The sequence below is a fragment of the Mycolicibacterium phocaicum genome (assembly GCF_010731115.1).
GTDB classification, from domain to species: domain Bacteria; phylum Actinomycetota; class Actinomycetes; order Mycobacteriales; family Mycobacteriaceae; genus Mycobacterium; species Mycobacterium phocaicum.
In genome coordinates this window covers 255,975-277,704 of the sequence record NZ_AP022616.1, presented here as the reverse complement: position 1 = coordinate 277,704, position 21,730 = coordinate 255,975, and the positions used below count along the sequence as shown (strand labels likewise).

At 68.6% G+C, this 21,730-nt stretch carries 22 protein-coding genes; 3 read left to right on the top strand and 19 right to left on the bottom strand.

Annotated elements, in window-relative coordinates; translation table 11 throughout:
• Window positions 1-14: 14 nt before the first annotated feature.
• The 5 genes from atzF to G6N46_RS01320 are packed head-to-tail and all read right to left on the bottom strand — an operon-like array spanning window position 15 to window position 6,877.
• A complete protein-coding gene (gene atzF, locus G6N46_RS01340; protein ID WP_138249733.1) occupies window positions 15-1,694 on the bottom strand; it encodes an allophanate hydrolase in 1,680 nt (559 codons plus the stop codon).
• On the bottom strand, window positions 1,691-3,775 hold the full coding sequence (locus G6N46_RS01335) for a 5-oxoprolinase/urea amidolyase family protein (protein WP_226518701.1): 2,085 nt from the start codon (window positions 3,773-3,775) through the stop codon (window positions 1,691-1,693). Before G6N46_RS01335 ends, atzF begins: the two co-directional genes overlap by 4 nt.
• A gap of 45 nt (window positions 3,776-3,820) precedes the next feature.
• Window positions 3,821-4,468 carry an urea amidolyase associated protein UAAP2 gene (locus G6N46_RS01330; protein WP_138249734.1) on the bottom strand — a complete coding sequence of 216 codons (648 nt, stop codon included), beginning with the start codon at window positions 4,466-4,468 and terminating at the stop codon, window positions 3,821-3,823.
• A complete protein-coding gene (locus tag G6N46_RS01325) occupies window positions 4,465-5,334 on the bottom strand; it encodes an urea amidolyase associated protein UAAP1 (RefSeq protein ID WP_138249735.1) in 870 nt (289 codons plus the stop codon). The genes G6N46_RS01330 and G6N46_RS01325 overlap by 4 nt, the downstream gene beginning before the upstream one ends.
• 34 nt (window positions 5,335-5,368) lie before the next feature.
• The gene (locus G6N46_RS01320; protein ID WP_138249736.1) at window positions 5,369-6,877 is read right to left on the bottom strand and encodes an amino acid permease; all 1,509 of its coding nucleotides are present in this window, start codon (window positions 6,875-6,877) and stop codon (window positions 5,369-5,371) included.
• A gap of 162 nt (window positions 6,878-7,039) precedes the next feature.
• On the opposite strand from G6N46_RS01320, the gene G6N46_RS01315 reads away from it, so the two are divergent.
• Entirely contained in the window at window positions 7,040-7,690 is a 651-nt protein-coding gene (locus tag G6N46_RS01315; protein ID WP_138249737.1) for a TetR/AcrR family transcriptional regulator, read from the top strand.
• 45 nt (window positions 7,691-7,735) lie between these two features.
• Here the strand turns inward: G6N46_RS01315 and hisI are convergent, their stop codons facing one another.
• Genes hisI through hisD form a run of 8 tightly spaced genes read right to left on the bottom strand, consistent with a single transcriptional unit; the run spans window position 7,736 to window position 14,097 of the window.
• The gene (gene hisI, locus G6N46_RS01310; RefSeq protein ID WP_061002308.1) at window positions 7,736-8,083 is read right to left on the bottom strand and encodes a phosphoribosyl-AMP cyclohydrolase; all 348 of its coding nucleotides are present in this window, start codon (window positions 8,081-8,083) and stop codon (window positions 7,736-7,738) included.
• The gene (hisF, locus tag G6N46_RS01305; protein WP_138249738.1) at window positions 8,080-8,862 is read right to left on the bottom strand and encodes an imidazole glycerol phosphate synthase subunit HisF; all 783 of its coding nucleotides are present in this window, start codon (window positions 8,860-8,862) and stop codon (window positions 8,080-8,082) included. Before hisF ends, hisI begins: the two co-directional genes overlap by 4 nt.
• On the bottom strand, window positions 8,859-9,671 hold the full coding sequence (locus G6N46_RS01300; protein WP_061002403.1) for an inositol monophosphatase family protein: 813 nt from the start codon (window positions 9,669-9,671) through the stop codon (window positions 8,859-8,861). Before G6N46_RS01300 ends, hisF begins: the two co-directional genes overlap by 4 nt.
• On the bottom strand, window positions 9,671-10,402 hold the full coding sequence (priA, locus tag G6N46_RS01295; protein ID WP_061002314.1) for a bifunctional 1-(5-phosphoribosyl)-5-((5-phosphoribosylamino)methylideneamino)imidazole-4-carboxamide isomerase/phosphoribosylanthranilate isomerase PriA: 732 nt from the start codon (window positions 10,400-10,402) through the stop codon (window positions 9,671-9,673). The genes G6N46_RS01300 and priA overlap by 1 nt, the downstream gene beginning before the upstream one ends.
• Complete coding sequence (hisH, locus tag G6N46_RS01290) at window positions 10,399-11,043, bottom strand: imidazole glycerol phosphate synthase subunit HisH (RefSeq protein ID WP_138249739.1); 645 nt, start codon at window positions 11,041-11,043, stop codon at window positions 10,399-10,401. The genes priA and hisH overlap by 4 nt, the downstream gene beginning before the upstream one ends.
• Window positions 11,040-11,648 carry an imidazoleglycerol-phosphate dehydratase HisB gene (gene hisB, locus G6N46_RS01285; protein WP_020103224.1) on the bottom strand — a complete coding sequence of 203 codons (609 nt, stop codon included), beginning with the start codon at window positions 11,646-11,648 and terminating at the stop codon, window positions 11,040-11,042. Before hisB ends, hisH begins: the two co-directional genes overlap by 4 nt.
• Complete coding sequence (locus tag G6N46_RS01280) at window positions 11,645-12,766, bottom strand: histidinol-phosphate transaminase (RefSeq protein ID WP_163692533.1); 1,122 nt, start codon at window positions 12,764-12,766, stop codon at window positions 11,645-11,647. The genes hisB and G6N46_RS01280 overlap by 4 nt, the downstream gene beginning before the upstream one ends.
• The gene (gene hisD / locus G6N46_RS01275; RefSeq protein WP_133427742.1) at window positions 12,766-14,097 is read right to left on the bottom strand and encodes a histidinol dehydrogenase; all 1,332 of its coding nucleotides are present in this window, start codon (window positions 14,095-14,097) and stop codon (window positions 12,766-12,768) included. Before hisD ends, G6N46_RS01280 begins: the two co-directional genes overlap by 1 nt.
• A gap of 45 nt (window positions 14,098-14,142) precedes the next feature.
• Here hisD and G6N46_RS01270 point away from each other — a divergent pair, with 45 nt between their 5' ends.
• Window positions 14,143-14,559 (top strand): nitroreductase family deazaflavin-dependent oxidoreductase, encoded by a 417-nt coding sequence (locus G6N46_RS01270; protein WP_110783783.1) that lies wholly within the window; start codon window positions 14,143-14,145, stop codon window positions 14,557-14,559.
• Between the two features lie 51 nt (window positions 14,560-14,610).
• Here G6N46_RS01270 and G6N46_RS01265 read toward each other — a convergent pair whose 3' ends face one another.
• From G6N46_RS01265 to G6N46_RS01240, 6 genes are all read right to left on the bottom strand, one after another.
• Entirely contained in the window at window positions 14,611-15,159 is a 549-nt protein-coding gene (locus G6N46_RS01265) for a hypothetical protein (protein WP_082761896.1), read from the bottom strand.
• Window positions 15,160-15,181: 22 nt separating this feature from the next.
• Window positions 15,182-16,039, bottom strand: a complete 858-nt coding sequence (gene nadC, locus G6N46_RS01260; protein ID WP_061002324.1) for a carboxylating nicotinate-nucleotide diphosphorylase — start codon at window positions 16,037-16,039, stop codon at window positions 15,182-15,184.
• Window positions 16,039-17,637 (bottom strand): L-aspartate oxidase, encoded by a 1,599-nt coding sequence (locus tag G6N46_RS01255; RefSeq protein ID WP_138249741.1) that lies wholly within the window; start codon window positions 17,635-17,637, stop codon window positions 16,039-16,041. The genes nadC and G6N46_RS01255 overlap by 1 nt, the downstream gene beginning before the upstream one ends.
• Before the next feature lies 1 nt (window position 17,638).
• Window positions 17,639-18,652, bottom strand: coding sequence for a quinolinate synthase NadA (gene nadA, locus G6N46_RS01250; RefSeq protein ID WP_138249742.1), 1,014 nt, complete (start codon window positions 18,650-18,652; stop codon window positions 17,639-17,641).
• 167 nt (window positions 18,653-18,819) lie between these two features.
• Entirely contained in the window at window positions 18,820-19,629 is an 810-nt protein-coding gene (locus G6N46_RS01245) for a hypothetical protein (protein WP_234880700.1), read from the bottom strand.
• Window positions 19,630-19,767: 138 nt separating this feature from the next.
• Window positions 19,768-20,676 (bottom strand): ATP-grasp fold amidoligase family protein, encoded by a 909-nt coding sequence (locus G6N46_RS01240; protein ID WP_138249744.1) that lies wholly within the window; start codon window positions 20,674-20,676, stop codon window positions 19,768-19,770.
• Between the two features lie 277 nt (window positions 20,677-20,953).
• Between G6N46_RS01240 and G6N46_RS01235 the strand changes: the two genes are divergently transcribed.
• Complete coding sequence (locus G6N46_RS01235) at window positions 20,954-21,646, top strand: NUDIX hydrolase (protein WP_138249745.1); 693 nt, start codon at window positions 20,954-20,956, stop codon at window positions 21,644-21,646.
• Window positions 21,647-21,730 lie beyond the last annotated feature (84 nt).

The window sequence follows — 21,730 nt, the reverse complement described above, 5'->3', positions numbered from 1 at the left end:
CACAAATCCCTGGGTTACGGGGTGGCGAACTCCCTGGCCTGGAGGTAGGCCCGCCAGCCGCCGAACTCCGAGATGTCGGGTGCGGCGATGGCCCCCTCGTCGGCGCAGACGAACCCGGTCTCCCAGGACCCGTCGTCGAGTTCCACCGCCGCCAGTCCCATGGGCGTCGGGAGGGCGGCCAGGAACGTTCCCAGCGCCGCCGGCGAGAGCGACCAGCGCTCGACTTCGAAGGACCGCCCATCGTCGGGGACCCGCACCAGGGCCGGCTTACCGGACGGCAGCGCCGTCATCCGATAGCGCTCCGCCGTGCGGGCCGGCCCGTCCCACCGCGCTCCGAGATCGTGGAGCTGACCGGCCAGCGGCTGATCACGCAGATGCGCGCCGGCCACCACCAGCGTCAGCGCCCCGGCGCCCGCGCGTTCCGGCCAGGACGCCACCGTGCCGCGGTCACCACCGCCCAGCCGGGCCGCAATGTCGGCCACCACGGCGTCATCGAAGGCCCGTCCCAGTACCGTGACCCCGAATTGCGCTGTGGTGCCGTCGGATTCGACAACCTCACCCGCGGGAACCGCGACGCCGCACATGTCGAAGAGATTGCAGAAATTGGTATACGTGCCGATCCGGGCGTTGACCGCGACGGGGTCGGCGGCCACCTCGGCGAGCGTCGGCTGCAGCGGCGCAGTGGGGACGAGCAGCGCGTCGCACTCCCCCAGGGCCCGGAATGCCCGCTCCCGCAGGCGATCCAATTCACGACGGTCGCGCAGCAGTCCGGTCGCGGTGCGGGCGCCACCGGCGCTGATGATGGCCGCGACTGTCGGGTCCAAGCCGGCATCGTCACCGGCACGGGTGATGAAGTCCCCCACCGCTTCCGTACGTTCGGCGACCAGCGCCCCGTCGTACAGCAGCCGCGCGGCGGCCAGGAAGTCCGTGAGATCGATGGGGACGATGCGCATCCCGGCGTCCCGCGCGGCATCGACCGCGCGCTGGAACGCGACGTCCCAGCCGGGCGCCATGGCCGGTAGCTCGGCCGGGACGGCCAGGACCGGGTCGGCCGGGGCGGCGAAGCGCGTCGACGCGGGCCACGGCCGCTCCGTGGTGGTCACCATCACGGCCATGGCACTCTCCGCCGTGGCCAGATCCCGCGCCAGGATCGTCACGCAGTCGTAGCTCGGGCAGGCCGGGACGACGCCGGTCGTCGACACCAGCCCGATGGTGCCCTTGATGCCGACCAGGCCCTGGTACGCCGCCGGCACCCGGCCGGATCCCGCGGTGTCCGTGCCGATTCCGAGGTCGGCCGCACCGATGGCCACCGCGACGGCCGAGCCCGACGACGAGCCGCCCGATATCCGGTCCGGCCGCCGCGCGTCACGCACGGCGCCGTAGGGGCTTCGAGTGCCGACGAGCCCGGTGGCGAACTGGTCCAGATTGGTCTTGCCGATCACCACCGCGCCGGCCGCCCGCAGCGCCGCCACCGCGGGCGCGTCGGCATCGGGGGTGTACGCGTAGCCCGGGCACGCCGCGGTGGTGGGGAGGCCAGCGACGTCGACGTTGTCCTTGACGGCCAGCAGCTGGCCGGCCAGCGGGCCCTGCGCCTGTGCGAACTCCTGACGTACCGTGTCCTCGTCGCGCACGGTGATGAAGGCTTCCGGTCGCTGTGCGATGGCCGCGTAGGCGGCGCTGATCCGGTCCGTCATGCGACTTCCTGTCCTGTTGTGGCGGCTGAGTCTGATTGGTCGCACTCCTCATCGCGGCTCGTTCCTCGCCGCTCGATCGTCGCGCTCCCGGGCTTCTTGCGTGCGCCGATCTCGCCGCTGGCCTCCCAGCGGGCGCGTTCCTCGTTGCGGGCGGCGGTCATCCGCTGTCGCACCGCGGCGATGTCGTCGGCCTCCCGCGCGAGGAAGGCCAGATGGTCGGCGATCCGGAACTCACCGTCGGTGATGTCGACGGTGCCGCGGCCGGCGGCGACGTCGGCCCGCAGGTCGGTGAGCTCATCGGAGGACACCGGATACCACGACACCTGGTCGAAGAACCGCAGCAGCCACGGCTGCTCGGGCTCGAAACCGGGTGCGGACAGCGGGAATCGGTGGTTCCACACCTGGGTGGTACGGCCCATCAGCTGGTAGCCGCCCGGGCCTTCCATGCCGTAGATGCAGAGGTAAGCGCCGCCGATGCCGACCGCGTTCTCCGGCGTCCAGGTCCGTGCCGGGTTGTACTTGGTGGTGACCACGCGATGGCGTGGATCGACCGGCGTGGCGACGGGCGCGCCGAGGTACACATCACCCAAGCCGAGCACGAGATAGCTTGCCGCATGGACGATGTCGAACACCTCCTGCTGCGACTCCAGGCCGTTCATCCGGCGGATGAACTCGATGTTGCTCGGGCACCACGGCGCGTCGTCGCGCACACCGTTGCGGTACCGGTCGATGGCCAGCCGGATGGTCGGATCGTCCCAACTCAGCGGCAGCCGAACCGAACGGCTCGGCAACACCAGCTGGTCGACGGGCCCGAGCGCGGACTCGAGATCGAGTACGAAGGCCGTCATCGCCTGGTGATCGGTGAGCGCGGCGTCGAACTTGACCTGCAGCGAACGGATTCCAGGCGTCAGGTCGATGATCCCGCGCGGCCGGTGTGCCTCGATCGCGGTGTGCAGGGCGTGCACCCGCGCCCGCAACACCAGATCCAGTGTCATCGTGCCGTATTCGACCAGCAGGTTGTCGTCGCCGCTGCGGCGCAATGTCATCGACGTCGTACCGTCGCCGGTGACCCCGCGGTGCAACACGCCGTCATCGCCGTCACCGCGCGGGCTGCGCACCACAGGCGACGCCGCGCGCCGGGATGTCCCCAGCGCCGCCAGCGGTGCCGCGGCACTGGCCCGCACCGGAACGAAGCGCACCCGGTCGCCGGGCGTGAGCTGTCCGAGCTTCCAGCGGTCCGCCGACGTCACCGTCACCGGGCAGACGAAACCGCCGAGGCTGGGTCCGTCCGGGCCGAGCAGGATTGGGGTGTCGCCGGTGAAGTCCAGTGCGCCAACCGAATACGGGGTGTCGTGGATGTTCGACGGGTGCAGTCCGGCCTCACCGCCGTCGGGCCGCGCCCACTGCGGTTTCGGCCCGACCAGGCGCACGCCGGTGCGGTCGAGGTTGTGGTCCACCAGATACGTGGCCTCATAGAGGCTCTCGATGTCAGCGCGGGTGAAGAACTCCGGCGCGCCGTGGGGTCCCTCGGTCACCGCCAGCCGCCATTCGTGACCGATCGATGGGATCTCCTCATCGGTGAGGCGGCGCGGTCGTCCGCCTGGAACACCCAGATCGAGACGGTCACCGGCCGCGAGCGCCCGCCCGCCGGCGCCGAACTTCCCGAGCGTGAACGTCGAGCGCGAGCCGAGGTACGCCTCGGCCTCGATGCCGCCGGCCACCGCGATGTAGATCCGCATGCCGACGCCCTGCACCGCACCGATTTCGAGCACGCCGCCCTCGGGGACCGCGATGGGCGCCCACTGCCGCGCCGGCACCCCGTCGAGCGTGACCGGTACCGGCGCGCCGGTGACGCAGACGACCGTCGCCTCGTCGAATCCCAGTGTGGGACCGGCCATCGTGGCCTCGAGGCCCGGTGCCCCCTCGGCATTACCGACCGCGAGATTGGCCAGCCGCAGAGACAGATCGTCCATCGGGCCTGACGGCGGTACGCCGACCTGCCAGTAGCCGATGCGGCCTGGCCAGTCCTGGACGGTGGTGCTCGGCCCGGGCCGCAGCACGGTGAGGGCGGATGGCGCCATTCGGGTACTCCTTCGAATGCAGAACGCGGTGCGAGAGAACGTGGATCAGGACGGGCGGGTGACGATCATCCGCACCGGTGTCGGATCGAAGCCGTTGCACGGGTTGTTGATCTGCGGGCAGTTGGACACCAGTACGAGGACGTCGGTGTCGGCGCGCAGCGCCACCCGCAGTCCCGGCGCCGACAGCCCGTCGACGATGCCGAGGGTGCCGTCGGCCTCCACCGGCACGTTCATGAAGAAGTTGAGATTCGGTGCCAGGTCACGCTTTCCGAGGCCGTACCGCGCGCCTTCGATTAGGAAGTTCTCCACGCAGGCGTGCTGGTGCCGGGTGTGGTTGCCGTAGCGCAGGGTGTTGGACTCCTGCGAGCAGGCGCCGCCGACGGTGTCGTGATTGCCCACTTCGTCGGCCACGACGGTCATCAGTGCCCCACCGTCGCTGTCGCGCAACACCGTTCCGGTGCTGACAAACAGCGACTTCTGCGCCGTGATGGTGGTCTGGGCGCTGTACCGGCGGGACGTGTCGTGCGCCCCGTAGATCAGCGTGTCCACGGCCTGGTTGCCGTGCAGGTCGACGATGGTCAGCACATCGCCTGCTGCGACGATCGCCGACCAGGGGCCGCGGGCCTCGACGATCTCGTCGAGGATGGTCGTGCCGGACACCAGCGCGGGGACCGAATCGATGGCGGTGCTCATGCGGGAACTCCTTCGGTGAGATGCAGTGCGGTCCAGACGTCTTCGGTGTTGCGGTGCGCGCGTTCGTATTCGGGTCCGATCGTTTCGGCGCGGGCGGCCAGGTCGGCGAGGTCGGCGGGGGCCGACCAGGCCAGCACCTCCAGATCGGACGTATCGAAGGTCGGCGATTCATCGAGCGGGTGCGCGGTGTTGGCGATCGCCACGATCACCGGCAGGTGCACGAGCAGTTCGACCGCCGTGCCTGCTCCGGCCGAGCCCGTCGACACCAGCTGGCCCGCATCGTCGGCCCGGACGCCGTGGAAGAACGACACGCCGGGGCCGACGTCGCGCGGGCCGAGGCCGTGTTTGAGCGCGGCGAGCACCAGCAGCTCGCGCCCGGCCGGACTGTCCGAGTGCGCGGTGCCGGCGCCGTAGCGCGCCTCGTTCTGGGCTCGGGTCGTGGTGCCGCACAGGGCATCGTGGTGGCCCGAGGTATCGGCGACGATGGTCGCCAGGACCCGTCCCTGGTCATCGAGCAGCGGATGCCCGGTGCCGAGGTACGCCTGCCACGGCACCTTGACGGTGTCGGCGGTGTTGAGCCGTTCCCAGGGGGCGTCGGCGCGCCACAGCAACAGATGCGCGCAGGCGCGGCCCTCGATGTCGGTGAGCCGCAACCGGGTTCCCCGGTCCAGCACCTTGCTGGTGTAGCGGCCGCCGGGGACCGTCTCGGCCCAGGTCAGGCGGTCGGCTTCGACGCCGGCGGGCGGTGTCGGCCACAGTGATGCCGGGACGACGGGCATGGCTGCGGTGTGCGTGCCGGCCTGTGCCCGGGCGTGCGCGCGGGCCGCCGCGGTGGTCGAGGTGGTGGAAGTGGACGAAGAACTCATGAGAATCCCTTCGGCAGTAGCGGATTGGCAGAGGTCAGAGCGACCCGACGGGGCGCGGATGGGTCCGGCGGTACGGGAAGCACAGGGCGCCGAGCGCCACGATGGCGACGATGGTGAACGGCCCCGCCCACACCAGCAGCGGCATGGTGCCCGTCGGGTCGTAGATTTCCGGCCGTGGCCAGGCCAGGTTGATCACCATCGCCACGCCGTACATCACGGCGAACACGTTGACCGGCAGACCCCAGCGGCCCAGCGAGAACAGCGGCCGGCCGCCGGCGTCGGTAGCCGTGGTGTCCCAACGCATTCCGCGCAGTCGGTGTGCCAGGAGCGGCGCCGTCACCAGCAGGTAGGCGATGTAGATCGCGATGATGCAGACACTCGCCAGGGTCGCGAAGATCGCGGAGTTGCCGACGTTCACCAGCAGCACACCGACACACGCGACACCGACCACGATCGCCGGCGGGATGGGCGTCCCGGTGGCCGGGTTGACGCGGGACAGCAGCGACGAGAACGGCAGCCGGTGATCGCGTGCCATGGAGAACATCAGGCGCGTGGCAGCGGTCTGAATTGCCAAGGTGCAGATGAAGATCGCGATGGCCACGTCGACGAGGAGCAACGTGCCCCACGGCGAGGACAGCACCGCACCCAGCACGTAGGGCAGGCCTTCGGTCGCGAGACGCCCGTCGGTCAGGCTGGGCGCGGCCATCAACGCGCCGATGATCATGAGACCGCCGCCGAGCGCCGAGACGGTGAGCGCCGACCGGATGGTGCGCGGGGCGACCCGACGCGCGTCGCGGGTCTCCTCGGCGAGTTCACCGGCCGAGCCGAAGCCGACCATGACGTAGGCGGCCATCAGCCCCGAGGCGATCCAGGCCCAGCCGTAACCGGAACCCGTTGCACCGGTGTCGAAGACGACCTGCGGGCCACGCTGTGCGTGCGTGAAGAACACCCCGACGACCGCGATCACACCGATGATCTCGCAGCACACGCCGATGGTCGCGACCCGCGACATCCAGCGCACCCCGATGCAGTTGATCGTGGTGGTGATGACCAACAGCGCCGTACCCAGCAGGACGGCGTTGGCGGCGCCGTCCGCCGACGTGAGGGCGGTGTCGGTGCCGATGATCTGGAAGCCCGACCACACCGCCGGCAGCACCACCTGCAGCGCGATGGCTGCGGCAGACGCCGTGATGATCTGGGCGAGGATCATGAACCACCCGCCGAACCAGCCGACGACCTCACCGCCGAGGCGACGGGCCCACTGGTAGATGGCCCCCGAGATCGGGTAGCGCGCCGCGAGTTCGGCGAAGCACAGCGCCACCGCGAACTGCCCGATGAACACCACCGGCCACGTCCAGAAGAACGCCGGACCGCCGAAACTGTATCCGAGGCCGAACAATTGGAAGATCGTGGTCAGGATCGAGACGAACGAGAAGCCTGCCGCGAACGAGGCGAACTTGCCCAGCGAGCGGTGCAGCTGTTGGTCGTAGCCGAACTCGGCGAGATCGTCGTGATCTGCCGGCGACGTGTTGGTCAATGTCATCCGATCCCGATTCTGCGAAACCTAATACCTGTCAACTGACAGAATTAATGGGAAGCGTGACGCAGAGGGGTCACCGACGTTTCCGCCGTGGGTCGCGATGTAACAGTTGGGTTTCGTGCGAGCCGGCGCTGCGCGGAAGAGCGCAGGTGGCACAGTGGTGGCATGAGCCGCCCCGGCCGCCCCCGCCATCGCGACGCCCTACGCCCCGGCAGCACCGCCGTCGAGCAGATCCTCGATGCCGCCGGAGAACTGTTCGTGACACAGGGCTTCACGGTGACCTCGACCCGGTCCATCGCCGAGGCCGTCGGCATCCGTCAAGCTTCGCTGTACCACCACTTCCCCAACAAGGAAGCCATCCTCGAAGCGCTGCTCGATGCGACGGTGGTGCCGTCGCTGGAGTTCGCGCGGCGCGTGACGCGGTCGGTGGACGATCCCAAGGCCGCCCTGTGGGCGGTGGCAGCCGGTGACGCGGCCAACCTGCTGTCCGTGCCGTGGAACCTGGGCCGGCTCTATCTGCTGCCGGAGGTCGACGGCATCGAGGGCTTCCACCGCCGGCGCCGTGAGTTGCACGCCGTGTACCGCGAGCTGGCGGTCGACGCCGTGGGTGGCCGTGACGAGTTCCGCTGCGGCCTGCCGGTGCGGCTGACCGAGACGGTCATCGCGCAGCGTGTCGACGACCCGGACATCACCGGTGACGACGTGGCCGAGGCCATCGCCGATGCGGCGCTGCGGGTACTTGGAGTCGACGTCGATGACGCCCTACGAGCCGAGGGCCGGGCGCTGGTCGAGCAACATTTGCCCTCGTCTGAGTGATTTGTGCACGATTTTCCGCGCCGGCCGCGGATTTTCGTGCACAAATCACTCGGGGGCGAGCAACTGGTCGGCGTCGAAGCAACTGTGATCGCCGGTGTGACAAGCTCCGCCGACCTGGTCGACCTCGAGCAGCACGGCATCGCCGTCACAGTCCAGCCGCACCGAGTGCACGTACTGCGTGTGGCCCGACGTCAGGCCCTTGACCCACTGCTCACCGCGCGAACGCGAAAAGTACGTCGCCTCACGGGTTTCCAGGGTGCGGGCCAGCGCGTCGTCGTCCATCCAGGCGACCATCAGCACGTCGCCGGTGCCGCGCTGCTGCACCACCGCGGTGAACAGCCCTGCCTCGTTGCGCTTGATGCGGGCGGCGATCCCGGGGTCCAGAACGTTCATCGCACCGTGATCCCTTCGGCCGCCATCGCTTCCTTCACCTGACCGATGGTCAGCTCGCGGAAGTGGAAGACGCTGGCCGCCAGGACCGCATCGGCACCGGCCTGCACCGCGGGGGCGAAGTGATCGACGGCGCCGGCGCCCCCACTCGCGATCACCGGCACGCTCACCGCGGCGCGCACCGCCCGCAGCATCGCCAGGTCGAACCCGGCCTTGGTGCCGTCGGCGTCCATGGAGTTCAGCAGGATCTCCCCGACCCCGAGTTCGGCTCCGCGCGTGGCCCATTCGACGGCGTCGATGCCGGTACCGCGACGACCACCGTGGGTCGTCACCTCCCAGCCGGACGGGGTCGGCACAGATCCTTCAGCGCCTTCCGGCACCGTCCGGGCATCCACCGACAGCACGATGCACTGCGAACCGAACTGGCGCGACAACTCCGACAGCAGCTCGGGCCGGGCGATGGCGGCGGTGTTGACCGAGACCTTGTCGGCACCGGCGCGCAACAGGGTGTCGACGTCTTCGACCGAGCGCACGCCGCCACCGACGGTCAGCGGAATGAACACCTGCTCGGCGGTACGGCGCACGACCTCGAGCATGGTCGAGCGGCCCGACGACGACGCGGTGACGTCCAGGAACGTCAGCTCGTCGGCACCCTCGGCGTCGTACGCGGCGGCCAGCTCGACGGGATCACCGGCGTCCCTGAGATTTTCGAAGTTGACGCCCTTGACCACCCGGCCGCCGTCGACGTCCAGGCACGGGATGACGCGCGTTGCGAGACTCACAGGTAATCCTCCGGAACCCCAACGGATTTCACGATCTCCAGCATCCTCTCGTGCACACCGGGCGCGGCGGCCAACGCAGACTTCGAATCGGCGGTCCACGGCTCCCCGGCCAGGTCGGTGACGATGCCGCCGGCGGCCCGCACCAGAGCCACGCCCGCGGCGTGGTCCCAGATGTGGTGGCCGAAACTGATTGCGCCGCCGAGAATGCCGGCGCCGACATAGGCCAGGTCCAGACCGGTCGCACCGTGCATCCGCACCCGTGAGCATTCCCGGGTCAGACTCGACAGCACCGCGTTGCGCCACCGCCCGGGGAACCGGCCCTTCGAATCGATGTTGAAGGTCTGGATGCCGACAATCGAGTCGGCCAGGGTGGTCTGCGCCAACGGCGGCAACACCGTATCCCCGTCCCGGACCGGGCCGTCCAGTGTCGCGACGTACCGCTGACCCATGAACGGCAGCCACGTCAGCCCCGCGACGGGAGTGCCCCGCCACAGCAGGCCGAGCAGGATCGCCGCCATGGGCGAACCGGCTGCGTAATTGAACGTGCCGTCGATGGGGTCGAGCACCCACACCAGTTCGGAATCGATGGGCTCGCCACCGAATTCCTCGCCGTGCACACCGATCCCGGTCGCGGCCGTCAGTGCCGCGACGACCTGGCGCTCGATGGCGAGGTCGATCTCGGTGGCGAAGTCGTTGCCCTTCTTGCGAACTGCCGCGTCGGCCTGGTGGCCGGCGATGAACGGGGCGACGGCATCGTCGAGGATGCTGGTCGCGGCCGCGACCAGCTCTGCCAACCTCGCCGGTTCGATCACTTCACCGCGGCCAGGGCCTCGGGCAGCGTGAACCGCTCGGCGTACAAGGCCTTTCCGACGATGGCGCCCTCGACGCCCTGCCCCGTCAGGGTGGCGATGGCCCGCAGGTCGTCCAGGCTCGACACGCCGCCCGACGCGATGATCGGCGCCTTGGTGCGGCCGGCGACGGTGCTCAGCAGGTCCAGGTTGGGGCCCGTCAGGGTGCCGTCCTTGGTGACGTCGGTGACGACGTAGCGCGAGCAGCCTTCGCCATCAAGGCGTTCCAGCACGTCCCAGAGATCGCCGCCGTCGGTCTCCCAGCCGCGGCCGCGCAGGCGCCAGCTGCCGTTCTCGAACTGCACGTCCAGGCCGACGGCCACGCGGTCGCCGTACTCGCCGATGGCGCGCTTGCACCACTCCGGGCTCTCCAGTGCGGCGGTACCGATGTTGACGCGGGCGCAGCCGGTGTCCATGGCCGCCTTGAGCGAGGCGTCATCGCGGATGCCGCCGGAAAGCTCCACCGCCACATCGAGTTTGCCGACCACCTCGGCCAACAGTTCCCGGTTACTGCCCCGGCCGAACGCGGCGTCCAGGTCCACCAGGTGCACCCACTCGGCGCCGTCGCGCTGCCAGGTCTGCGCCGCCTCCAGCGCCGAACCGTAATCGGTCTCGCTGCCGGCCTTGCCCTGCACCAGCCGCACCGCCTTGCCGTCGACCACGTCGACGGCCGGCAACAAAATCAAACTCATAGCCCCTCAACCCAATTCGCCAACAGCGTCGCACCTGCGTCGCCGCTCTTCTCCGGATGAAACTGTGTCGCCGACAACGCGCCGTCCTCGACGGCCGCGATGAACGGCACGTGATGCGTGGCCCAGGTGACCTTCGCGTCGGCATGGCCACCCCACTGCTGGGCGGCGTAGGAATGCACGAAATAGAACCGCGTGTCCGCGTCGAGGCCCTTGAACAGGACGCTGTCAGCTGCGGCATCGACGGTGTTCCAGCCCATGTGCGGGATCACCGGCGCATCCAGCCGGGTGACCTCGCCGGGCCACTGCCCGCAGCCCTCGGTCTGCACGCCGAACTCGACGCCCTTCGAGAACAGAATCTGCATGCCGACGCATACCCCCAGCACGGGGTGCTCCGCCGCCAGCCGGTCGGCGATGATCTTCTCGCCGCCGATCGACCGCAGACCCGTCATACAGGCCTCGTAGGCACCGACGCCGGGCACCACGAGACCGTCGGCGGCAGCCGCGGCAGCGGCGTCCGAGGTCACCTCGACATCAGCGCCCACCCGCTCGAGTGCACGCTGCGCGGACCGGAGATTGCCCGAGCCGTAATCCAGAACAACCAGCTGCTTCCGGCGGAGCCGGACAGAAGGCCCCGGTGTCACAGAGTGCCCTTGGTCGACGGCACGCCGGCCACGCGCGGGTCGGGTTCGACGGCCTGACGCAGCGCGCGGGCCACGGCCTTGTACTGCGCCTCGGTGATGTGGTGCGGGTCGCGGCCGTACAGCGTGCGCACGTGCAGCGCGATCTTGGCGTTGAAGGCCAGTGACTCGAAAACGTGCCGGTTGATCACGGTGTGGTACGGCACCGACGACCCGGCGATGGTGAAGGACACCATGGACTCGGGCTCACCGGTGTGCACGAAGTACGGACGGCCCGAAACATCAACGGCCGCATGGGCGAGCGTCTCGTCCATCGGAATGAACGCATCGCCGAACCGGCGGATGCCCTTCTTGTCGCCCAGGGCCTGGCCGAGCGCCTGACCGAGGACGATGGCGGTGTCCTCGACCGTGTGGTGACCCTCGATCTCGACATCACCCTTGGCGTGCACCGTCAGATCGAAGCTGGCGTGCGTGCCCAAAGAGGTCAGCATGTGGTCGAAGAACGGCACCCCGGTGCTGATATCGACCTGGCCGGTGCCGTCGAGATCGATCTCGACGACGATGCTGGACTCCTTGGTGGTGCGTTCGACGCGGGCGCGGCGGGTCATGAAACTCCTTGTGGGGCTGGTTCCGATGCGGCGAGCTTGGCGCTGACTTCCAGCAGGGCGTCGTTCTCCGAGGCCAAACCGACGGTGGTGCGCAGGAATCCGGGGATCCCGACGTCGCGGATCAGCACGCCCGCGTCGAGGTAGCGCTGCCAGGTCGCCGCGGCGTCGGCGAACTCGCCGAACAGGATGAAATTGGCGTCGCTGGGGATGACCCGGAAACCCATGTCGGACAACGCCGCTGCCACCCGGTCCCGCTCCGCGGCCAACGTGGCGACGCTGCTCAGCGTCTCATCGGCATGCCGCAGCGCCGCGCGCGCGGCCGCCTGCGTCAGCACCGACAGGTGATAGGGCAACCGCACCAGCAGCATCGCCTCGATCACCGCGGGGTCGGCCACCAGGTAGCCCAACCGCCCGCCGGCGAAGGCGAACGCCTTGCTCATGGTGCGGCTGACGATGAGCTTGGCCGGGTATTCGGCCAGCAGCGCGACTCCGCTGGGCTGCGACGAGAATTCGCCGTACGCCTCGTCCAGGATCAGGACACCCGGCGTGACGTCGAGCAGCCGGCGCAGGTCGTCGAGCGGCACGCTCTGCCCGGTCGGGTTGTTGGGGCTGGTCGCGAACACCACGTCGGGCTGCTGTGCCCTGATCGCGGCCACGGCGACGTCGACGTCGAGCCCGAAATCAGACGCCCGGGTCGCCGACAGCCACTCGGTCTGGGTGCCGTCGGAGATGATCGGGTGCATCGAGTACGACGGCACGAAACCGAGGGCGCTGCGGCCCGGCCCGCCGAACGCCTGCAACAGCTGCTGCAGGATTTCGTTGGAACCGTTTGCCGCCCAGAGGTTTTCCGCCGTCAGCGCGACACCCGTCTGCGCCTGCATGTAGGCGGCCAGATCGGTACGCAGCGCCATCGCGTCGCGGTCCGGGTACCGGTGCAACTCTGCGGCCGCCGCGGCGACCGAGGCGGCGACGTCGTCGACCAACGCCTGGGTCGGCGGGTGCGGGTTCTCGTTGGTGTTGAGCCGCACGGGAACCACGAGCTGGGGTGCGCCGTACGGCGACTTGCCGCGCAGGTTCTCCCGCAGCGGCAGATCGGCCAGAGATATCTTGCGGCTCATCAGCTTTCGAACCTCCGGCGCACAGCCTCACCGTGCGCCGGCAGGTTCTCTGCCGTGGCCAACGTGATCACGTGACCCGCAACGTCTTTCAGGGCCGCCTCGGTGTAGTCGACGACGTGGATGCCGCGCAGGAACGTCTGGACGGACAGCCCACTGGAGTGCCGCGCACAACCGGCGGTGGGCAGCACGTGGTTGGACCCGGCGCAGTAGTCACCGAGGCTCACCGGCGACCAGGCGCCGACGAAAATCGCACCCGCAGAACGGATTCGGCCCGCGACCTCGGCCGCGTCGACGGTCTGGATCTCCAGGTGCTCGGCGGCGTAGGCGTTCACCACCCGTACCCCGGTGTCGAGATCGTCGACCAGCACGATGGCGGACTGCTTGCCGTTCAGCGCAACCGTCACCCGCTCGCGGTGCAGCGTCGTGGCGACCTGCGCGGCCACCTCGACATCGGTGGCGTCGGCCAGCTTCTCGCTGGTGGTCACCAGCACGCTGGCCGCCATCTCGTCGTGCTCGGCCTGGCTGATCAGGTCGGCGGCGATGTGCACCGCGTCGGCCGAGTGGTCGGCCAGGATGGCGATCTCCGTCGGCCCGGCCTCGGCGTCGATGCCGACCTGCGAGCGACAGATGCGCTTGGCGGCCGTGACGAAGATGTTGCCCGGGCCGGTGATCATGTCGACCGGCGCCAGCTCTTCGCCGGTGGTGTCCACGCCGCCGTAGGCCAGCAGCGCGATGCCCTGGGCACCGCCGACGGCCCACACCTCGTCGACCCCGAGCAGAGCGGCCGCGGCCAGAATGGTCGGGTGCGGCAGACCGCCGTGGTCCTTCTGCGGCGGGCTGGCGATCACCAGCGAGTCGACGCCGGCGGTCTGGGCCGGCACGACGTTCATCACGACGCTCGACGGGTAGACGGCGTTGCCGCCCGGCACGTACAGCCCGACCCGCTCTACGGGTACCCAGCGTTCGGTGACGGTCGCGCCCGGCGCCAGGGTCGTGGTGGTGTCGGTGCGGCGCTGGTCGGCGTGCACGGCGCGGGTCCGCTCGATAGCGACCTCGAGCGCCACCCGCACGTCGGCGGGCAGTCGGGTCAGCGCGGCGTCCAGCTCCGCCTTGGGGACGCGCACGGCCGCCGGCCGCACCCCGTCGAACGACTCGCCGTACTCCAGTGCCGCCACGGCACCGCGCTCGACCACGGCGTCGACGATCGGGCGTACCTTGGGCAGCACCGAATCCACGTCGACACCGCCTCGGGGCAGCACCGCTCGCAACTGCGCCGCGGACAGCTGCTGACCTCGCAAATCGATACGCGCGAGCTTCACTGCAGTGTTCACCCCACTATTCTCCCAGAGCAAGCCAAATCGAATACGGAGGCGTCAATGTCAAGCCGTCAGGACCACCCCAACAACGCCGCCGGCGTGCCGATGATCTTCCCGGTATGGCTGGAGAACTTCCAGATCAAGTACATCAACCCGGTGATGTCGCCGCTGGCCAAGAAGCTGCCGGGCTTCACCGTGGTCAAGCACCGCGGCCGCAAGTCGGGCAAGCAGTTCGAGACCACGGTCAACTCGTTCCGCAAGGGTGACGTGCTGGCGATCGGGCTGCTCCACGGCAAGACCAACTGGGTCAAGAACGTGCTGGCCGCAGGTGAAGCGGACATGTGCGTCTCGGGCACCGATCTGCATGTCGTCAACCCTCGCGTCTTGCCTGCCGGCACCGTCGACCCGTCACTGCCGCGGATCGCGCAGCTGGTCGCCAAGCGCAGCGGCGTTTTCGTCGCCGACATCGCCCACTGACACACCGGGGGCCACGCTGAATCTCAGCGTGGCCCCCGGATGGTTCAGCGGCTACTTGCAGATGTCGCTGATCTGCTTGCTGTCGGCGCCGGCGTCGTCCAGGCGCACCTTCTGCTGCGGGTCGTCGGTCTGTGAGCCGGCCGTCGCGGCGGCCCCGATGTCCAACAGGGTGTTGGCGTACTTGCGCGCCGCCGTCGCCAGGTCGGCGGGGGCGGCCGGATCGATCCGGTTCAACAGGTACTGGCCACCGGTGATCAGCGCCAGGCGAGCGTTGGCCGCCACGGCCAGCGCGCCCGTCGTGTCGTCCGGGCCGCCGGGGACCGCCAGGTTGGTGTTGATCGCGATGCCCTTGCTGACGGTCTTCATGGCGTCACAGAGCGCGATCTTGGCCGTGTCCTGCTCGGCCTCGGTGTACTTCTTGTCTTGGTTCTTCACCGCGTACAGCGCGTAGCCGCCGACGGCGATGGCGATCAGGCCGATGACCACGGCCGCGATCGCGATGATCTGCGTGACCGACGTCGAACCCGGCGTCTCATCGGTGTCTTTTGCGGCTTTGCTCAGCGTGGTGGTCTTGTCTTCGGTCTTCTCGTCTTCCGCCATGCTCGTGATAGTAGCGGCCGAGTCAGGTATCGAGGCCGACGTCGAGCACCCGCACCGAATGCGTCAAAGCGCCGATGGCGAGGAAATCCACGCCGGTCGCGGCGTAGGCCGCGGCAGAGTCCAGGCTCAGCCCGCCCGACGATTCCAGCTTGGTGCCGGGCGCGCGGGCGTCACGGCGCTGCACCGCGATCTGCGTCTGCCAGACCGGGAAGTTGTCGAGCAGCACCAATTCGACATTCTCACCGAGGATTTCGTCGAGCTGCTCGAGCGAATCCACCTCGACCTCGCACGGCAGCCCGGGCGCCGCCGCACGGACCGCCTGCAGTGCCGCGAGCACCGACCCGGCGGCTGCGACGTGGTTGTCCTTGATCAGCGCGGCATCGCCGAGCCCCAGCCGGTGGTTGACCCCGCCGCCGACGCGCACCGCGTATTTCTGCAGTAACCGCAATCCTGGCAAGGTCTTTCGGGTGTCGCGGATCGCGGCTTCGGTCCCCGCCACCTCCTGCACCCAGCGGGCCGTCTCCGAGGCGATCCCCGACAGGTGACACACGATGTTGAGCATGGTGCGTTCGGCCGTGAGGAGATCCCGCGTCGGGGCTTCGACGGTCAGCACGGCGTCGCCGGGTTTGACCTCGGCACCGTCCTCGGCGCGGTCCAGGATCCGGTAGGCACCCTCGCCGATCACCTTGTCCAGCACCAGAACCGCGATGTCCAGGCCCGCGATGACGCCCTGCTGCCGCGACACCATGGACGCGACCGTGGTGGCGTCGGCAGGCACCGTCGCCGCCGACGTGACGTCCGGTCCGTAGCGCAGATCCTCATCGAGCGCTCGATCGATGATCGCGTGCGCGTCTGCCAATTCCGCTGCGGTCAATGCCATCAGTTACACGCTCCTATCGGCAGGGCGGCCACCGCACGCCCGGCGGCGTCCAGCCGCACATCGATCGACATCCCGAACGCCGGATCGCGATCCGGATGGTCACTGCGGTGGTGGCAGCCACGGGATTCCGCGCGCGCGGCCGCAGCTGCGGCCACCGCCGACGCCGTCACGGTCAGGGCCGCATCCTCGACGGCAGCCCGGTCCGACATGGCCGCACCGCGGGCGCCGGCGAGCAACTCGCTCAACTGCCCCAGTCCGGCGGCGTCGCGCACCACCGATGCGTACTTCGTCATGTCACGTTGCAACGCATCGCGATCCAACGCGGGCCGCTTGCCCAGATCCGGCTCCGGCACCCGGTTTCCGCCGGCCTCGCGGGCCTGCTCGGCCGCCGCACGACCGGCCCGGGCACCGACCACCAGCCCTTCCAGCAGGCTGTTGGAGGCCAGCCGGTTACCGCCGTGCATACCGGTGCGCCCGACCTCACCGGCGGCGTACAGGCCAGCCATCTCGGTGCGGCCGTACACGTCGGTGACCACCCCACCGCAGCTGTAATGCGCACCGGGCACCACCGGAATCGGTTGGCGCGCAGGGTCGATACCCGCGGCCAGGCACGCGGCCGTGACCGTCGGGAACCGGGCGGCGACGTCGGGGACGCCGCGGGCGTCGAGGTAGACGTGGTCGTCGCCGGTTGCCGCGAGGCGGGCGTCGATGGCGGCGGCCACGACGTCGCGCGGGGCCAGGTCACCCATCGAGTGCACGCCGTCGGTCACCGAATCGCCGCGGCGGTCACGCAGGATGGCGCCTTCTCCGCGCAGCGCTTCGGTGATCAGCGGGCACCGGCCCCCGGCGGCGCCGGTGTACAGCATGGTCGGGTGGAACTGGATGAATTCGATGTCACGCACCGGCAATCCGGCCCGCAGCGCCAGGGCGATGCCATCGCCCGTCGAACCGTCCGGGTTGGTCGTCGCGGTGTACAGCTGCCCCAGTCCACCGGTCGCCAGGATGACCGAAGGCGCCGTCAGCACGCCGGGTCCTTCGGGACTCAGGACCAGCAGGCCGCTGACTGCTCCGTCGTGGTGCAGCACCTGCAGCGCAACATGATTGGGTCGGATGTCGAGCGTCCGGGTCGCGGCGGCCAGGGCACGCTGGACCTCGGCGCCGGTGGCGTCACCGCCGGCGTGGATGATGCGGCGCCGGCTGTGCCCACCCTCGCGGGTCAGGGACCAGTCCCCCGGCCGGACTTCGTCGAAAATCGCGCCGGCACCGACCAATTCCCGCACGGCGGCATAGCCGTCGGCGACGATCGAGGTGACGGCGTCGACGTCGCACAAGCCGGCCCCGGCGGCGACGGTGTCGGCGACGTGCGCCTGCACCGAGTCATCGGTGTCGGGGATGACGACCGCGATACCGCCCTGGGCGTAGGCGGTCGCCGTCTCGCCGGACTTGCCGACGACCACGACCCGGCTACCGGCCAGCTGCGCGGCGCGCGCCGCCGCCAGGCCGGCCACCCCGGTGCCGACGACGATGACGTCGGCCCGCTGACGCCAGTAGCCACGTCCGCCGCAAGCAGCCGGCCGACGGCCCACGTGGGCGCTCACGCTATTCCCCGCCGCCGGGCTGCCCGATCGCGATCATGCGCTGCACGCTCAACCGAGCTGCGGCTGCGACATCTTCATCGACGTGAACTTCGTCGGCGCCGTCGCGCAGGCAGCGCAGCAGCGCGGCCGGCGTGATCATCTTCATGTACGGGCAGGACGCCCGATCGTTGACGGCGAGGAACTCGGTTTCCGGTGCGGCACGGCGCAACTGGTGCAGCATGCCGATCTCGGTGGCGACGAGGACCTGCTTGGCGTGCGTCTCGCGCGCGGCATCGAGCATGCCGCCGGTCGACAGGATCTTGACCCGGTCGTCGGGCACGGCGCCCTCGCCCGCGAGGTACAGAGCCGAGGTGGCACAACCACATTCGGGGTGCACGAAGAGTTCGGCATCGGGGTGCGAGCGGGCCTGGTCGGCGAGTTCGTCACCGTTGATGCCGGCGTGCACGTGGCATTCCCCGGCCCAGATGTGCAGGTTGTCGCGCCCGGTCATCCGGCGCACGTGCGCGCCGAGGAACTGGTCCGGGCAGAACAGCACGGTCTTGTCCGCGGGAATCGAGGCGACGACCTCGACGGCGTTCGACGACGTGCAGCAGATGTCGGTGAGGGCCTTGACGGCCGCGGTGGTGTTCACGTAGGACACCACAACGGCGTCCGGGTAGTCGGCCTTCCAGGCCCGCAGGTCGTCAGCGGTGATCGAATCGGCCAGCGAGCAGCCCGCCCGCTGGTCCGGGATCAGCACAGTCTTGGCGGGCGAGAGGATTTTGGCGGTCTCGGCCATGAAGTGCACCCCGCAGAACACGATGGTGTCCTCGGCGGCGTCCGCGGCGATGCGGGACAGCGCCAGCGAGTCACCCACGTGGTCGGCAATGTCCTGAATCTCGGGCAGCTGGTAATTGTGCGCGAGGATTGTGGCGTTGCGCTCCTTGGCGAGGCGACGCACCTCGTCCGCCCACTGCCCGTCGGCGACCACGTCACCGAAACCTTCGAACTCCGCCGCACGGTCCAGAACCGTCATGGCCGTCTCCTTTGAACCTGGCCAGGTTTTCGACTTATGATCGAAAACATGCCACATACTAGCACTGCACACGAAATGTTCACCTTCGTGTACCGCGTGCGACGACAGCCGGCCTGAACCTCACCCAGCTTGAACAGCAAAGACGGCCACGGCCGGCCCGCCGAACCTCACTCGGCGCCGGGACGGTTCCGGAAGTTCTGCCAGGTCTGCCGCGTCCGGGCGGCGATGGCGTCGTTGGCGGTTCCGCTGCCGTCCCACAGTCCCCGACTGGCCACCAGCACGATGGGCCAGAAGTACGCCGCGACATCACGCACCTGGCGGATCGGAATTCCCGTGGACACGGCGGCGTAGTGCAACCAGTAATCGTCCGCGCGGGGGCACACCTCGGCGAACGCTTCGCCCCGATCCCGCAGTGCCCCAAGCAGTTCCGGCGGGTAGGCGACACCGGATACGCCTGTCGCGAAGACCGATTCGGAGGCTTCGGTCGTGGTGCACATCGGCCAGGTGCGGTAGGGGCCGTCACTGCGGATACGCGCACGGAAAGCGGTGACCTCGCCGGGCCGATGCGCGGCCAGCAGCTCCGCGAGCCAGCCGGGCGGGTAGTAGACGTCGTCGTCCGCGGTGACGAGCGTGCAGTCGGGTTCGGCCGGCAGTATCTCGTTGAGATACGGGAAGTACTTCTTGTGCGGCCCGTAGTCGCGGCAATGGCGAATTTCCAGCCCACGTGCCTGCAATCGCTTCAGCGTTGCCGGCGGATCGAGGTACGCGTCGCGGTCATCCAGCCACAGGATCAGTCGGTGCGGCTTGACGGTGCCGGCACCGATGGTCTCGATCGTTTGCCACACGGTGGAAATCCGCTTGCCATAACTCGTCAACGACACGTTGGCGGCACCGGTGCCGACGATCGGGTCAACAGACCTGCGGTTTCGCACGAGCAGGCGTGGACCGAGTGTGCCCAGCTCCGCGAAGGTGAACATCCACCCGAGCGGATCCGTTGGCTGAATGCCGATATTGCGCACGGCCCCCACCGGCCTTTCCCCCGCGGGACGAATACGAAAATTTGCTGTATTCGCGCATGAGTCTAACGGCGCGGCGGACATTCTTCCTGTCGACGCCTACGGGCGACCGGGCCGAACTTCGTCCAGCGTCGGCAATTTCCAGAGCATGCCCTGCTCAAGATCGAAACTCATGGGCTTGTAGGGCAACAGTCCACTGCCGGGATACGGCGTGTATTCCCCGAACCACACATCGCCATCGACCGCGTAGAGGTCAATGCGAATGAAATCCCAGCCCGCGCCCAGGACACGGGCGATATCGGACATCTTGTCCAGCTCCTGGGGTCGCGGCTCATCGACGACCAGTCGGTCACCTTGGCGCACCGGAAACTGTCGCCACTCTGCGTCCAGGAAGGTGGCGGTGAGATTCTTGCCGAATCGGCCTCGATTGACCTGAATCAGCTCAATCCGGCCGTCGAAGACGAAAAACTTGTAGTCGGTCGGCGGCTTGCCGTCCGGTGTCGGAATGCGCTCCTCAATGAGCAGCAATGGACGGGCTTGGCTGTAGCCCCACTCCCCCAGCTCCATCGGCGTGTCGTGCAGCCAAGTTTCCGTGTTCCTAAGGAGCTCAGGCAGATTCACGGCCGAATCCGGACCGAAAATCGCATGCCCGCTGCTGTGGTTGGGTTTGAGGACCCACGGCGGCAGCGTCGCCAGATCGGGGGCGTGCCGAAGCTCGGTGCCCGACCACAAGGTTTTCGCGATGCGTAAATCCGCGCCCGGGTACGCCTCCCGTGCCATCTCCTTCATCCACATCTTGTCGCAGGCCTTGACGATTCGATCCCGCCTGTCGTGCAGGATGCGCCAGTTCACCTTCTCGTTGAAGGTCTGCGGATCAGCGAAGTTGCCGGTAGCCCCCATCACCGTCCGATACAACACGCGGCGCATCAGACGCTTCGGAATCATGTCAATCATCCAGCGGCGAGCGGGCACCAGCCAAGCCGGCGTCTTTCTATACTTGAGCGCCATTCCAGTTCTTACCCCCGAAAATATATTTGCGTTGCTACCCATCAACCGAAAGAGACGGCAATCGCCGCAACACTGCTCCGCAACGACGACATACGCCTATCCATCAGGTGTTTCAGGTAATCCTCGGCAATATAACAGTATTGTTTTCGCGTCGTTGACACTTGCGATAGTTTGCTGCAGTTTCATCCGTTCGACTGACAGCAACGCGCACCGTCGATGACCGCGGTCGCCGACGTCAACTTTTGCTATCTCACGTTTTCGACTTAAAATCGAAAACGTGACGGATGTGGGTACTGCGCATGAAGTGCTCGCCGTCGTGTTCCAGGTGCGCCACCTCGACAGCAAGAGGCCCCAGCTCAGCGTGCTGCTGTGGGAGCGCGCCATGGAGCCGCAACGCGGCGCGTGGTCCCTGCCCGGCGGTCAGTTGCGGCACGACGAAGACATGGTCAGTTCGGTCCGGCGTCAACTCGCCGAGAAGGTCGACCTGCGCCAGTTGACCCACCTCGAGCAGCTCGCCGTCTTCTCCGAACCCAAGCGGGTGCCCGGGCCGCGCACCATCGCCTCGACCTTCCTGGGCCTGGTGCCCTCCCCCGCAACACCCGAGCTGCCGAGCGACACGCGCTGGCATCCGGTGTCGGCGCTACCGGGCATGGCCTTCGACCACGGTCCGATGATCACCCACGCCCACGCCCGGCTGGTGGCCAAGATGTCCTACACCAACATCGGATTCGCTTTGGCGCCAAAGGAATTCACCCTCAGTACGCTGCGGGACATCTACGCCGCCACGCTGGGCCACCCAGTGGACCCGACCAATCTGCAGCGCGTGCTGGCACGGCGCGGCGTCATCACCCCGACCGGCACGACGGCGCGCTCCGGCCGCAGCGGCGGCCGACCCGCCGCGCTGTACCGGTTCACCGACTCGACATACCGGGTTACGGACGAGTTCGCCGCGCTACGCCCACCTAGTTAACCTACGTACCGTGACGTAGGTCACTTTCAGGCCACATTTTGCGCGCCAGAATTGGTTTTTAAGGGTTCCTTAAGACATGATTTC